This is a genomic window from Streptomonospora litoralis, assembly GCF_004323735.1.
Classification (GTDB): Bacteria; Actinomycetota; Actinomycetes; order Streptosporangiales; family Streptosporangiaceae; genus Streptomonospora; species Streptomonospora litoralis.
Map to the genome: position 1 here is coordinate 737,489 of NZ_CP036455.1, position 14,836 is coordinate 752,324.

A 14,836-nucleotide genomic window follows, 5' to 3' on the forward strand; every position below is an offset into this window, starting at 1 on the left:
CGGTCGCCACCACGCTGAGCGGGACGGACGGCGAAAGGACACAGGGGCGCAAGGATAGCGGGAGACTTAGAGGACGACTACCCCATCGCGGTTGATCGGGGCGGTGGTGCGGCCGTCCTCGTGCACCGACGCGGGATCCAGCCGGCGCAGTACACCGCGGGTGTCCAGGAGCAGCCGCGCGTGCTCGGTCAGCAGTTTGGGCGTGTAGGCGCTGTGGTCGGTGAGCAAAATGGTCAGGTCGGCCTCGGCCATGGCCTGCTCCAGGTCGGTGGCCCGGGGCAGCGGCTCGCCGTTGAGGCTCCACTCCTCGACGTGCGGGTCGTGGTAGGTCAGCGTGGCGCCCTTCTCGGCGAGCTTGCGGGCGACCGGGCGGGCCGGCGATTCGCGCTGGTCGGCGATGTCGGCCTTGTAGGTGACGCCCAGTAGCAGCACGCGCGAGCGCGACAGCGCCAGCCCCGCGTCGTTGAGCAGTTCCAGCGAGCGCTGCAGCACGTATGAGGGCATGCGCGCGTTGATCTCCTGGGCGAGTTCCACGAACCGGAACGGATAGCCCAGGGTCTTGACCTTGTAGGAGAGGTAGTTGGGGTCGATCGGGATGCAGTGGCCGCCCACCCCGGGGCCGGGGTAGAAGGCCTGGAACCCGAACGGCTTGGTGGCGGCGCAGGAGATGGCGTCCCAGAGGTCGACGCCCAACTCCTGGCAGAAGATCGCCATCTCGTTGACCAGGGCGATGTTGACGTGCCGGTAGGTGTTCTCCAGCAGCTTGGCCATCTCGGCCTCGCGGGTGCCCTGCGCCTGCACGACGGTGTCGACGAAGCGGCGGTAGAAGGCCGCGGCGGTTTCGCCGCAGCGCTCGGTCATGCCCCCGACGACCTTGGGCGTGTTGGCCACGCCGAACGTGGCGTTGCCGGGGTCGATCCGCTCGGGCGAGAAGGCCAGGTGGAAGTCGGACCCGGCGACCAGGCCGGACTCCTCCAGCAGCGGCCGCAGCACCTCCTCGGTGGTGCCCGGGTAGGTGGTGGACTCCAGGACGACCAGGGTGCCCGGGGCCAGGTGGGCGGCTATGGCCCGCCCGGCAGCGGCGACCGCCCCGAGGTCGGGGCCGCCCTCGTCCGAGAGCGGGGTGGGGACGCAGATGACGACGTTGCGCGTACCGGCGATCACCGAGGCGTCCGTGCTGGCGGTGAAGCCGCCCTCGACCATCTCGGCGATGTCCGCAGAGTCGAGGTCGTCGATGTGCGAGTGGCCGGAGTTGAGGCCGTCGACGACCGCGGGGCTGACTTCCAGTCCGGTGACGGCGAGCCCGGAGCGCGTGGCCTGGTGGGCCAGCGGCAGGCCGACGTAGCCCAGACCGATGACGACCAGATCCGATGTTGGGGTAGCGACGTCCACTGGGTCACCCTCGCCTTCGTTCATTATCCAGGTGGGACTTCCGAGGTGCCGTTGCACTGCCAGGTCGATCCCTGCCTACGCGTGCAGCACTCCTGGCGCTTGCTATGACCAAGGACGCGTGGACGCGGCCGCACGTTGGCATCAGCGGCGGCCTGTGACCTGTTGCGGACAGTTTCGCGGTTCGACCCTGCGGGTTCCCGATCCGGTGTACGGCGTGCGTCGATCATTGCCCGGTGCGCCCTGACGACTGCATAAGCGCAGGGGAGCACGCTGTCGTGGTTCCCGACTGTAGAGCAGCGCAACAGTGCCACCCCGCTGTACCAACCATTCGTTTGGAGGAATTTACCTCCAGGCCACCTGTGATTTCGCGTTTAACCGCTTTGGTGCCGAATGGCGGATGAATGGTGGAAACGCCCAGGAAGGAGGATTTTCCGGGGTGGTGCCGCGTGGGCGCGGCTCGGGTTCGCCGGGGCGGCCCTGACTCACCCGTCTACCAGCCGCCGCGCAGGTCCCGGTACGACTCGATGTACCGGTGCGCCGCGGCCTCCCAGGTCCGGTGGCGGCCGACGCGCTCGCGGGCGGCCCGGCCGTAATCGGAGCGGGTCTCGGGGTCGGCGGCCAGCTTCTCCAGGCAGTCGGCGAGCTCGCCGGGGCACTCCGGCGGTACGACCTCGCCGGTCGTCCCCGGCTCGACGATCTCCCGCAGCGCGTCCAGATCACCCGCCACCACCGGAAGTCCTCCGGCCATCGCCTCGACCGGCTTCAGCGGTGTCACCAGCCGGCTCACGCGCTCGTCGCGCCGCGGCACGCAGAAGACGTCCAGGGCGGCGTGGTGGCGGCGGACCTCGTCGGCGGGCACGCGCCCGGGGAAGTGTGCCGCCCCTTCCAGGCCGGCCGCGGCGGCGCGTTCGCGCAGGGCGCCGAGTTCCGGGCCGTCGCCCACGATCAGCGCGTGCGCCGCCACCCCGCGGCGGCGCAGCTCGGCGACGGCGTCGACCAGCGTGTCCAGGCCCTCGTAGCTGTAGCAGCTGGTGGTGGTGCCCACGACGAAGTCGTCGGCGCCGATTCCCAGTTCGCGGCGCAGCCCGCCGCCGTCGGGCAGCGGTTCCAGGAAGGACTCGTCCACCGCGTTGGGCACCACGGTCACCTTGGCGGGATCGACGCCGCGGCCGGTGATCTCGGCGCGCATGGTTTCGCCCAGTGTCACCACGAGGTCGGCCGCGTGCATGCAGGCGGTCTCGCGGGCGCGCTCGGCCCGGTAGTACGCGTCCTCGGTGCTGCGCGAGGGGTCCCGCGAAAGCCACGACTCCTCGAGGAATCCGCGCACCTCGTAGACGACCGGTGCGCCCAGGCGGCGGCCCAGTTCTAAGGCGAGTTCGGCGTTGCCGTGGTTGCTGGCGGCGTGCAGCACGTCCGGGCGCAGCCGCTCGGCCAGTGGCAGCGCCAGGCGCAGCCCCGCCCGCAGCTCCGCGGCGTGGTCGGCGGGCGCCAGCCAGGGCAGCAGCCGGTGGTAGCGGATGCCGTCGACCTCCACGTTGCTCCGGGTGTCGAAGACCCCTTTGCTCAGCGGATAGCCCGCGCGGGTCGCCACGTGCGGCTCCAGGCCCGCTGCGCGCTGTCCCAGGGCGATGCGGTGGGTCCGCTGGGTGTAGCCGGCGTTGGTGTGCGGCAGTGCGTTGGTGACCAGATGTAGGATCCGCAGGCCGGTATCGGTCGATTCCTGATCGTTCATCGTGTCGTGGTGTAGCGTTCGCCCCCTCGGCGCTACCGTGAGGGGGTGCCACTGGCCCGGGGGGTCTTCACGGACCGCGCGGCCTGTCGTCAGTGCCAGCCGATGCGCCAGTCCGGCGCGGATCCGGCCCTCGGGCAGTCTCGCGATCAGTTCCTCGGCCGGCCCGGGCTGCTCGACCGCCAGCGCGAACGCCGCGAACCGGGCGACACGACGGTTGGAGGCTCCATGGGCGGCGCCGCGCACGGTGTCGAGCGCCTCCGCCCGGCGGCCCGCGTCCCACAGGGCGTAGGCGCGGGCGAGGGCGCCGGTGCGGCCGAGCGCCGAACGCGCGCCCTGGCGTGCCGGTCCCGGCAGCAGCCGCAGGCCGAGCAGCGGCAGCCGAGCGGGTTCGGTCCTCAGGTGCCGGCAGGTCAGGGTCGCGGTGAAGGTGGCCGCTTTCACGAAGTTGCGCACGGTGGGGTATCCAACCACGTCTGAGTGATCCACCGGTGACGGTCGGGCGTCCAACAGGCGCGGCCCGGAGGATCGAAACGAAGGGAACATGATGTCATCAGCACCGGCCCCCCGTTCGAACACCGGCGGAGCCGCCGATGCCGATGGAGCAGCGACCGGCCGCCTGGAGGGCGCGGGGCCTGACGAGCGCGCCGAGACGGTTTCCCCCGCGTACGGCGCCGCTGCGGGCTCCGGCGAGGTCGTGCACATCGTCGGCGCGCGGCCCAACTTCGTCAAGGCGGCACCGGTGGTGGCGGCGCTGGACGCCCGCGGGGTGCGCCAGTCCGTCGTGCACACCGGCCAGCACTACGACGACCGCATGTCGGCGGTCTTCTTCCGTGAACTGGGGCTCCCCCGCCCCGACGTCGACCTCGGCGTCGGATCCGGTTCGCACGCCGAGCAGACCGCCGCGCTGATGACCGGCCTGGAGCAAGAGTTCATCGCGCGTTCACCGGAACTCGTCGTCGTATACGGCGACGTGAACTCCACGCTCGCCGCCGGCGTCGTCGCCGCGAAGCTGCACACCCCCGTCGCCCACGTCGAGGCCGGCCTGCGCTCGTTCGACTGGTCGATGCCCGAGGAGGTCAACCGCCGACTCACCGACCAGCTCTCCGATCTGTGCTTCGCCACCAGTCCCGAGGCGGTCGGCCACCTCGCCGCCGAAGGCGTCGCCGTCGACCGGGTGCACCTGGTCGGCAACCCGATGATCGACACCCTGCTGGGCAACCTCGACCGCTTCGACACCGCGGCCCTGCGCGAGCGCCTGGATCTGCCCGACAGCTACGTCGCCGCCACGCTGCACCGCCCCGCCAACGTCGACGACCCCGAGGTGGTCGCCCGCCTGGTGGCGCGTCTGCACGAGGTCGCCGACCAGATCGACGTCGTAATGCCGGTGCACCCCCGCGGGCGCGCCGCGCTGACGGCCGCGGGCCTGGCCGAGCACCCGCGTATGCACCTGCTGGAGCCCCTCGGCTACATCGACTTCGTGACCCTGGTGCGCGCCTCGGCCGCCGTGGTCACCGACTCCGGCGGTGTGCAGGAGGAGACCACCATTCTGCGCGTCCCCTGCCTCACCCTCCGCCCCAACACCGAACGGCCGATCACCATCACCCACGGCAGCAACAGGCTCGTCGTCGACTCCGAGCTCCCCGGACTGGTCTCCAAGATCCTGGCGGGGGAGAGCTTCGGCGCCGGGGCGATCGCCGACGTCCCCCCGCTGTGGGACGGCCACGCGGGCGAGCGCATCGCCGCCGTCCTGGCCGACTGGCTGAGCGGCGCACCGGCGGGCGCGAACCGCGGTGCCTGAGCGCATGCCCCACCGGATCCCTCAACCTCGCAAGGCAGGAAGTACCCGTGAAACGGCGTGATCTGAGCCACACCGAACAACTGCGGCAGGCCCTTTCCGAGCGGGAGGCACAGCTCCAGGAGGCCAAGGCCCGGCTGGCGGCGCTCGAAGGCTCCACATCGCTGCAAGTCGGCCGCGCCCTCACCGCCGCGGCCAAGCGGCCCGCACGCGGCCTCGTCCGGCTGCCGCGCGACCTCTTCCGCCTCTGGCGCCGGGCCGGCCGCACCCAGCCGCGCACCGGCCGGGGCGCCAAGACCGAGCCGGTGCGCTCCTTCGACGCCGAGCGCCAGGAGGCGCGGCTGCTCTCCGGCGGCGTGGGCGTGCGCGACAGTCGGCTGGTCGTGGCGGGCGTCCTCGCAGCCGAGGTGCGGGCGGCGCTGGAGCCCTATGTGCGTGTGGTGCCCCTGCGGCCCCAGGACGCGCAGGCGGCCTTCGAGTCCGTCGACGTCGACCTCGTGTGCGTCTCGGCGTCGGCCACCGCACCCGGCTCACTGTGGGCCCACGCGGGCGACCCGGCCGTCTCCGACCGCACCCGGGTGCTCAGCTGGGTGGTGGAGACCGCCGAGGCACGCGGCGTTCCGACCATCCTCATCGAGGACGCCCCCGCGCCGCCCGGACTCGCCGCGCTCGGCTTCGACCACGTCCACCGCGGCGACGCCGGCGTCCCCCTGCACCGGTTCAACCCCGTCGCCGCCGAACCCGAGCGCTCCGGCGAACCCGCCCACGTGCCTTCACCGGCGCCGGGCGGCGTGGTGGTCGACCGGCTGGTCGAGCGGCTCGCCGCGGACGGTCTCCGCCGGCTCCCCGAGGACTGGGAGCAGCTGCCCGATCGCCTGCGCTCGGCATCGGGGGTCGTCGTCGACGATTCCGCGCTCGCCGACCGCGCCCTGGTGTGCGGTGCGCGCGCCCTGCTGCTGGGCGACCTCAAGCGCGCCGAGACCGACGGGCCCGGTGCCTCGGCGGTGCGCACCGTCGCCACCGACGCGGCGGCGCTGCGCTCGGGCGCCGCTGCCGACGAACTGGCCCGGATGCGCGAAGTCGGCCCGCTCACCTCCGAGGAGTTGCGCCTGGTGCTGCGTTCGGTCTTCCTGACCGACGCCACGCCGGTCCGCCTGGCCGAGATCTTCGCCCGCGTCGGCTTCGCGCCCGGATCGGGCAGCCCGTCGCTGCCGCTCAAGGGGCGCGAGACCGCGATCCTGGCGCTGCCCGGCGACGACGCCGCCAGCCTGGCGCTCGCCGGCGACGTCCTCGGCCAGTCCCACGCGCCCGCCGAGGTCGTGGTGCCCGAGGGCGTGGCCCACCTGGCCGGGGTCGAGCGGCTGCGTTCGCACGGCATCCCGCTGCGCACCGCCGCGGTCGCCGTGCCGGAGCAGGACGCCCGGCCCGACGACTGGGCCCGGCTCGCCCGGGCCGCCACGGCGCCGTGGACCGCACTGTGGCGCGGACCGCGCGGCGACGACTACCTGGCCGACCTGCTGTGTGCCGCCGAGTGCTCCGGCGCCGACGCTGTCGGGCCCGCGGTGCCCGCGTGGCGGTCGGCGGAGTCGTTCGGAGCCGAGCCCGCCGACGCGGTCGACGACGCGGCGGCCGAGCAGGAGTATGTTTTCGTCAGTGCGATCGTGCCCGAGCTGGCCCGCCGGGAACTCGTCGGCCGCGCGCTGCAGCCGGGCATCTGGAACAGGCACGGAGCGCGGCTGCTGGCCCTCGGGCCGCTGCGCGGCGCCGGCGAGTCGCGATCCTCCGACCGTGCGCGCACCACGCCCAACACCGGCTGATGCCGCATCGAACCGCTAAGCAACAACGCCGTCAAGCGCAATCCGAACAGGTCGGCCGCCGACCGGACTCCGGGTGGGCCGCGCACATACGGGACGGCGTCCACTCGGGCGCGACCCGGAGGATCGGAATGAAGGGAAGCACGTGACCAACCATCCTCGCGAACGCGAGCGAGCGAGCGGAGTCGGCGACGCCGGAGGCCCCCAGGCCGACCGCACCGGCGGCGCGGCGAGCGAGCGGCCGAGGAGGCTGCGCGCGCTCGTCTACGGCGACGTCGACATGAACATCATCGACGGTTCGGCCGTCTGGGCCCAGTCCATGACCCAGGGACTGGCCGCGGCCGGGTGCGAGGCCACTCTGCTGCTCAAGGCGCCCGTGACGACCGACCGGCTGGTGGCGCCGCTGACCTCTGCGGCCGGGGTGACGGTGCGCCGCCCGCACGAGGAGCGCCTGGTTCCGGAAGCGGGCCAGCGCGGCCTCACGCCCGAGCAGGCCGTCGAGCTGATGGTCCGGCTCGACACCGAGGAGCGCTTCGACGTCGTCGTCGTCCGCGGGCGGCGGCTGGCGATCGCCGCCGCGCAGGACGAGCAGCTCGCGGGGCGGCTGTGGACCTACCTCACCGACGTCCCTCAGACGGTGGCGGAGATGAACGCGACCGCGGTCTCGGAGATCTCCGACATCGCCGTGGCGTCGCGGCTCCTGCTCTGCCAGACCGAGGAGCTGCGCGGCTTCCTGGAGACCTCGGTGCCGGCGGCCTGCGGCAAAAGCGTCCTTTTCCCGCCCGTCGTGATCACCCCGGACGACGCGACGGGCGCAGGCACCCCGCAGGAGCCGCTGAAGCTCGTCTACACCGGCAAGTTCGCGCCGCGGTGGAACACCCTGGAGATGACCGAACTGCCGGCCGCCCTGGCCGAGCGCGGGGTACCCGCCGAGCTGCACATGATCGGCGACAAGGTGCACCGCGACTCCCCGGAGTGGGCGCGCAGCATGAGCAAGGCCCTGGAGAACACCGAGGGCCTCGTCTGGCACGGCGGCAAGCCCCGGGCCGAGGCGCTGCAGCTGTCAGCCGGCTGCCACGTCGGCCTGTCCTGGCGCGCGCCCGAGATGGACGCCAGCCTGGAGCTGTCCACCAAGGTGCTGGAGCTGGGGGCGCTGGGGCTGCCCGTCGTGGTCAACCGGACCCCCATGCACGAGCGGCTGCTCGGCGCCGACTACCCGCTCTACGCGGGTGAGGACGTCGGCTCGGTCGCCGACACCCTGACACTGGCCGCCGACCCGGAGATCTACCGCGAAGCCGCCGAGCGCTGCCGCGCCGCAGCCGACGGCTTCAGCCTGGAGCGGGCGGCCGAGCGCCTCAAGGGCTATCTGGAACTCGCCTGCCCGTCGGCGCCCACCGGCACCGATCCCCAGCGGCCGCTGAAGGTGGTCATCGCGGGCCACGATCTCAAGTTCTTCACCCGGCTGGCGGATTACCTCACCTCGCTGCCCGGCCTCGACGTGCGCCTGGACGAGTGGGAGGCGCTGCGCAACCACGACCAGTACCGCAGCAGGGAGCTGGCGGCCTGGGCCGACGTCGTCATCTGCGAGTGGTGCGGTCCCAACGCCCTGTTCTACGCCGAGCACAAGCGGCCCGACCAGCGGCTGGTCGTGCGCCTGCACCGCTTTGAGCTCTACGCGGAGTGGCCGCGCAAGCTCGACATCGACAAGGTCGACGCGGTGGTGTGCGTCAGCCCCTACTACGCCTCGCTGACCCGCGAACTCGCCGGCTGGCCGACGGACAAGGTCGTCGTACTGCCCAACTGGGTCGACGTCGACCAGCTCGACCGGCCCAAGCTGCCGGGGGCGCAGTACACCCTCGGCATGGTCGGCATCGCCCCCTCCCGCAAGCGGCTGGACCGCGGCATCGAGGTCCTGGGCGAGCTGCGCCGGCGCGACCCCCGGTACACGCTGGCGGTCAAGACGAAGCAGCCATGGGACTACTGGTGGGTGTGGAACCGGCCCGAGGAGCGCGAGTACTACGAGCGCACCTACCGCACCGTGCAGCGCGACCCGCTGCTGGCCGAGGGCGTGGTGTTCGATCCCTTCGGCCCGGATGTGGCCACCTGGCTGCGCCGGGTCGGGTTCATGCTCTCCACCAGCGACGACGAGAGCTTCCACCTCGCTCCGGCCGAGTGCGCGGCCTCGGGCGGCGTCCCCGCCGTGCTGACCTGGCCGGGAGCCGACACCATCTACTCCGCCCGGTGGTTGCACGACACCCCGGCGGAGATGGCCGAGGGCATCCACGCCATCGTCTCCGAGGGCCGCTTCGACGCCGCCCGCAGCGCCGCGAAGGCGGAGATCACGGAGAACTACTCGCTGCGCCGCGTGTGCGACATGTGGACCGACCTGATCGTGCACGGCAAGGTCCCCGAACCGAACGACCCCGCCGGGGTCGTCACGGCCTGAGCGCCCGCGGGTCCGACCGGGCCCGCCGCTCCGCGCCCCACTGCACCGACCGGCCCGCCGCGGACACCCGCGGCGGGCCGGTGGCATGAGCGGGCGGCGACGGGTGTGGAGGGTGAGGGGTGGAGGTCGGCGCAGGGTCGGGGCCGCGGTTGTCGGGTCGGGCGCGGCTTGGCCCGTCTATCGCGAACTTATGGTCGCAGGTAAGCGTATTCCGCGGCCATAAGTTCGCGATACATCGCCGGATGGGCCGGCATAGGGGACATACCGGCGCCCGCACGACCCGAAGGTGCGCCGGATCGGGGCCGGGGGGCGACGACACGTCGCTCGTGGTGTCCGGGCGCGGCCGACGACTGCCCCACCGTCCGATGGGGTGGGCTTTTGGGGGCCTATCCCCGTTTTGCGGGCGGCCTCGGCGGGCGCGGCGGCGACGAGGTGCACGAAAAGTCGACGCCGGGGGCGCTTCTCGCGCCATTCGGCGTACCTCGTGCGCCACCGCCGCCGCGGCGCGGCTGCGGGCCCACCGGGGAATCGGGCATTGGTGGACGAAACACCCCGTGTTGTTCCGTATCGCGGAATCACGGTGCGCGGGTGGCACCTCGGGGCGACACCGAGGCGGATAGCGCCGCACGTACGTGCATCCCGTGGCCCGAACCGGCCGCATGACCGCCGCCGGGAGCCCCGCATCAGGCCGCGCCGACAACCGAGCGGCGACCCCCGGGCTCGACCACCCGCAGCCAGGGGCCGGTTGACCGTCGTCGCGACCACCGCGGGCTGGGCCATCCGCCGCCGTCGCCGCCGCTTTTCCTTCAGGCAGCCTGATACCCGCCAGGCTTCAAGACCGCTCGGCAGACCGGGGGCGCCGCACCCCCGAGAGGCGCCGACCCCCGGTTGCCACCGGAACCGCACCCCGGTGGCCACCGGCACCGAGTACCGGTGGCCACCGGGGGCACTATCGTCGTCCTACGAGCATTTCTGCTCGGCCTCGGCCGCGGTGGTGCCTTCGACGCCGCCGGCCGAGTCGCCTGAGGAGCCGCCGCTGCTCCCGGCGGTACTGGTGAAGCCCTCCCAGTCCTGGGCGAGCACGAGCTGAACCGTGTCGCCGAGGTTGGGGCTCTCCTCGATGGTGGCGTTGACGGCTTCGTCGGCGAGGGCCTGGGCGTGGGCCTTCTTTCCGGGGCCGTAGTAGATCGTGGTCTGAGAGGGGATCTGGAGCGGATTGCCCGTGCCGGCCACCTGGAAGCCTTCGGTGGTCAGCCACTGGCCCACCTGGCTGGCCAGGTCGGGCGTGCCTTCGCCGTTGAGCACCTCCACGGAGATGTCCGCGGGCTTGACCTGCTCCTTCTCCTGCTCCTTGCCCTTGTCCCCGCCGGAGCCCTCGCCGCCGCCGTCGTCGCCGGTGATGCTCTGGTCCTTGGAGACGGCGTCGAACAGCTGCGAAGCCTGGGGCTGGGTGAGAGCGAGGCGGTTGGGATCGGACGGGGCCTGGCCGTTGGGCGCGGTGACGAAGTTGATGTTGCCCATGTCGACCTCGCGCATCGCGATCGCGATGTCGGTCATGACCTCAAGCGTCAGCTGGTCGTCGGTGGTCATGGTCTCGGTGACCGAGCCGAGGAACGAGGTGATGTTGCCTGGGCGGGTCAGGATCTTGCCGTTCATGATCTGGTTGAGCATCGCGCCGAGGAACTCCTGCTGGCGCTTGATGCGGCTGAGGTCGCTGCCGTCGCCCTGGCCGTAGCGGGAGCGCATGTAGCCCAGCGACTCCTCGCCGTTGAGGACCTGCTCGCCGGCTTCGAGGTGCAGCTTGGCCTTCTCGTCGTCGATAGGTTCGGGGATGCACATGCGCACACCGCCGACCGAGTTGACGATGCCCTTGAACCCGCTGAAGTCGACGCTGACGAAGTGGTCGATGTGGATGCCGGTGACCTGTTCGACGGCCTTCCACTGGCACTGGATCCCGCCGAACGACATCGGCGAGTTGATCATGCCGCGCTGGGCCGGCATGCCCGGCTTGTCGCCGCTGCCCTTGCATGCTGGCAGGTCGACGATCAGGTCGCGCGGCAGGTTGATCAGGCTCGCGCGGCCGTTGTTGGGGGAGATGTGCGCGACGATCAGCGAGTCGGGGCGCGCACCCTCCGCTTCACCGTAGTTCGCGTTTTCACCGGTGCGGATGTCCGAACCGATCACCATGATGTTCAGTGCGCCCTCGACCCTGCTGGGCCGGTCGCCGAACGCGTCGGTGTTGATGTTCTGCTGCTCGATGTTGCCGTAGATGTCGTAGTAGGCGGCATAGGCCGTGAGACTGGTACCGATCACGGCCGCGGTGGTGAGCACCGCGAGCCAGCCGCCTATCGACAGGCTCTTCCTCGCCGCGCGGCCCTTCGCGGAACCTCGGGACGAGCGTTTTCCGGGCATGTGGCACCAATGAGGGGAGGGGTCAGGTCAGCGGCTTGAATGCCTCGGCGAGTGCGGGGGTGCCGGGCCACGCACCGGCGATCGCCGTGGCACGCTCCATTTCCAGCCGCGGTTGCAGGTTAGCCGAATCGCTACCGGGGAGCAGGAGGAGCGGCAGCGCCCCGGCGACCGGCCCGAGGAGGAGGGCCAGACGGGCACCCAGCGCAGCGGGGGAATTCGGCGCAGAGGTGATGATAGCCACGCGATCGGCCGGTGTCAGCCCCCACGCGGCCAGCCTGCCGCGGGCGTTTTCGGTCAGCTCGGCTCCCGAGCAGGTCAGCTCCGAAATTGCGGCACCGGTCAGGTCGGTGCCACCGGACGCGTCCGCGACGACCTCGAACGCCGGAGCCGACGGATCCAGCGGCCCGGGGGAGAAGTGGTCGCCGTACCCGCGCACCTCGACGCCGTAGTCCGTCGCCGTCGGCGGGCACTCGGGCAGCGGTGCGCCGAGCGGGTGCAGCGACGTCCCCACCACCTCGCGCGCGCCGGTGCCCAGGGCGGCCTCCAGCCGTTCGGGGTCGGCCACCGCGATGTCGCAGTCGGGGATCGCGCCGGGACCGCCGTCCACCGCGGTCGTGCCGGTCGCGAAGCACGCGAGCAGCCACACCAGGCTCTGCCAGTGCACCGGCAGCGCCAGGGCGACGCGGTCGCCCGGTTCGGCGCCGAGGCCGTCGACGAGCAGGTTCGCCGTCTTGGACACCCAGTTGTCGACGGTGGCGAAGGACAACTCCACGCGTCCGCCGCTCGCCTCGTCGTAGGCGGTGACGAACGGGCGCGCGGGGTCGGCGGCGACAGCCGACCGCCACAGGTCCGCAGGAGTCTCGGTACCCATCCGCCGTCCTCTCCCAGTCGCCTCGGGTGCGTCGCGGTGTTGCGAGCGCCGCTCGCGGCCGCGGGTATTCCGACCCGCCGCGCGCCACATGTTACTCACGGGGAAAGAGGGTCGTTCACGTCCGCGCGCGGCCCGCGCGGCGGCGGGGGCGTCCGCGCCCGCCGCCGCGCGGGCCGCCGGTGCCGGGCGGCGAGTGCCCGCGGCGCCGTCAGGCGGGCGCTCCGCTCAGCGGCCTCCCGGCGGCCTCGTGGCGCACCCGGCGCGGCGAAGCTGAGAAGGTGCATGCATGGGATCGACCTCCGCCCGCCTGTTCGCCCGTGTCACCGCAGCACCGGCCGCCGCCCTGACGGCGTGGTTGCTCGTCGCATTCCCGCTGCTGCTCGCCGATGTGCTCACCCCGCTCACCGGCGCGCTCCTGGGGATCCCGGCGGTCGCGGTGGTTCTGGTGGCGGTCTTCCGGCTGGTGCCCGCGCTGCCCGGCGAGGGCGACGCCGGCCGCGGTCTGCCGTGGTGGCCGCTCGCGCTGACCGCGCTGATCGCCGCCGCCTTCGCCGCCGTGCAGCTGGGCTACCACTCCGAGATTCTGGTCATCCGCCGTGATCCAGCCTCGTATGCGCAGTACACCTCGTGGATCGCCCAGCACGGCTCGCTCCCCATCCCCCAGCAGCGCGACCTGATCGCCGGGGACCATCCCGCGCTGGTCTACGGCAGCCTGGCCTATTACCAGGTCGGCGACGTCATCTGGCCGCAGTTCCTCGCGGGCGCCCCGCTCGTCTACACCGTGGGCCACTGGCTGGGCGGGATCACCGGCATGCTGGTGACTCCGCCGGTCGTCGGTGCGCTGGGGGTGCTCACCTTCGGAGGGCTGACTGCCCGCCTCGTGGGCCCGCGCTGGGCGCCCGCCGGTGCGCTGCTGCTGGCCGTGTGCCAGACGCAGCAGTGGATCAGCCGCTCCACTTACAGCGAGCCGGTGGCCCAGGTGCTGCTGCTGGGCGCGCTGGCGCTGGCCTTCGACGCGCTCACGAGACGCGTGCGGCTCGGCGGCTGGAGCAGGTGGCACACCCTCGCGGGCGCCGCCGGACTGGTCTTCGGGATGGGCCTGGTGGTGCGCGTCGACGCGCTGCGCGACCTGCTGCCGGTGGTGGCGTTCGCGGGCCTGCTGCTGCTCGCCCGGCGCGGCCAGGCGCTGCCGCTGCTGGGCGGTCTCGCGGTGGGCCTGGGCTACGGCGCCGTCGCCGGCTACGGCCTTTCCCGCCCCTACCTGGAGCACCTCTCGGCGTCGCTGAACCCGCTGCTGGCGATCAGCGCGGCGGTGCTCGTCTGCGTCGCCGCGGGTGTCGCCCTGCTGTGGCGGCGCGGCGTCCCCCGCGGCGACCGGCCGTCGTGGCTGCCCGCGGCCGCGGCCGTCGCCGTCGTCCTGGTGATGGCGGGGCTGGCGCTGCGCCCGCTGTTCTACACCGACCTCGGGCACGGCGACGAGGCCACGGCCGCCTACATCGGGCAGGTGCAGGAGATCGAGAACCTGCCGCAGAACCCCGACCGCACCTACTACGAGATGAGCCTGTACTGGGTGGGCTGGTACGTGGGCCTGAGCACGGTCCTGCTGGCGACGTTCGGCGCGGCGCTGCTCGTGCGGCGCATCATGCAGCACCGGGCGCAGCAGTGGGTGCTGCCCGCGATGGTGCTGTCCTGGACAGTGGTGACGACCCTGCTGCGGCCGGCCATCACCCCCGACCATCCGTGGGCGAGCCGGCGGCTGATCGTCCTGGTGCTTCCGGCCTTCATCCTGTTCGCGGTGTGGTTCACCGCCTGGCTGGCGCGTCGGGTGAACACCGATTCCGTAGGCGGGCGGGCCTGGCGGGGCCGGGCGATGTCGGCGACGGCGGCCGCCGTGGGCATCGGTGTGATGCTCGTGCCCACGGCAGTCACCGCCGCCGGGGTGATGACCTACCGCTCAGACGTGGGCAGCGTCGCCGCGACGAAGAAGCTGTGCGACGCCATACCTCCGGATGCCAGCGTCCTCATGGTCGACGGGGTCTACGGCGGCTACATGCAGCTGGTCCGCGGCATGTGCGGCGTACCCGTCGCCGGGCTCTCCTCGGCCGAGCCCGAACGCGACGTCGCGCGTATCATCGAGGAGATCGAGCAGCGCGGCCGCACACCCGTGCTCGCCGCATCGCAGCCGCGCCGCATCATCCCCCACATCTCCCCGGACACGCCCGTGCGCCACCCCTTCGACGTCCACACCACGCAGGATCCCAGCACCCTGATGAAGCCGCCCTCGGGCGGATGGATCTTCGACGGCGACGTGTGGATCGCCGTCGTGCCCTGAACGTCCCATGCGGCGGCACAGCTATCCTGAACCCCACCGTGA

The 14,836-nt window shown here is 72.4% G+C and carries 8 protein-coding genes; 4 read left to right on the forward strand and 4 right to left on the reverse strand.

Features of this window, described 5'->3' with window-relative positions:
• Positions 1–66: 66 nt before the first annotated feature.
• Both EKD16_RS03225 and EKD16_RS03230 read right to left on the reverse strand, forming a co-directional pair.
• Complete coding sequence (locus EKD16_RS03225) at positions 67–1,392, reverse strand: nucleotide sugar dehydrogenase (RefSeq protein WP_131097021.1); 1,326 nt, start codon at positions 1,390–1,392, stop codon at positions 67–69.
• Between the two features lie 490 nt (positions 1,393–1,882).
• Complete coding sequence (locus EKD16_RS03230) at positions 1,883–3,595, reverse strand: glycosyltransferase family 4 protein (RefSeq protein ID WP_242677213.1); 1,713 nt, start codon at positions 3,593–3,595, stop codon at positions 1,883–1,885.
• 223 nt (positions 3,596–3,818) lie between these two features.
• Here EKD16_RS03230 and wecB point away from each other — a divergent pair, with 223 nt between their 5' ends.
• The 3 genes from wecB to EKD16_RS03245 all read left to right on the forward strand — a co-directional run bounded on the left by wecB (position 3,819) and on the right by EKD16_RS03245 (position 9,179).
• Entirely contained in the window at positions 3,819–4,922 is a 1,104-nt protein-coding gene (wecB, locus tag EKD16_RS03235; protein WP_242677381.1) for a non-hydrolyzing UDP-N-acetylglucosamine 2-epimerase, read from the forward strand.
• Positions 4,923–4,969: 47 nt separating this feature from the next.
• Positions 4,970–6,736: a hypothetical protein gene (locus EKD16_RS03240; RefSeq protein WP_131097023.1), complete on the forward strand. Its 1,767-nt coding sequence runs from the start codon at positions 4,970–4,972 to the stop codon at positions 6,734–6,736.
• Between the two features lie 277 nt (positions 6,737–7,013).
• Positions 7,014–9,179 (forward strand): glycosyltransferase, encoded by a 2,166-nt coding sequence (locus EKD16_RS03245; protein WP_131101960.1) that lies wholly within the window; start codon positions 7,014–7,016, stop codon positions 9,177–9,179.
• A 960-nt stretch (positions 9,180–10,139) separates the two neighbouring features.
• Here the strand turns inward: EKD16_RS03245 and EKD16_RS03250 are convergent.
• Both EKD16_RS03250 and EKD16_RS03255 read right to left on the reverse strand, forming a co-directional pair.
• Positions 10,140–11,492: an LCP family protein gene (locus EKD16_RS03250; RefSeq protein WP_242677214.1), complete on the reverse strand. Its 1,353-nt coding sequence runs from the start codon at positions 11,490–11,492 to the stop codon at positions 10,140–10,142.
• Between the two features lie 121 nt (positions 11,493–11,613).
• Positions 11,614–12,462: a TIGR03089 family protein gene (locus EKD16_RS03255; protein ID WP_131097025.1), complete on the reverse strand. Its 849-nt coding sequence runs from the start codon at positions 12,460–12,462 to the stop codon at positions 11,614–11,616.
• Between the two features lie 286 nt (positions 12,463–12,748).
• On the opposite strand from EKD16_RS03255, the gene EKD16_RS03260 reads away from it, so the two are divergent.
• Positions 12,749–14,794, forward strand: a complete 2,046-nt coding sequence (locus EKD16_RS03260) for a hypothetical protein (RefSeq protein ID WP_131097026.1) — start codon at positions 12,749–12,751, stop codon at positions 14,792–14,794.
• The last annotated feature ends 42 nt before the right edge of the window (positions 14,795–14,836 follow it).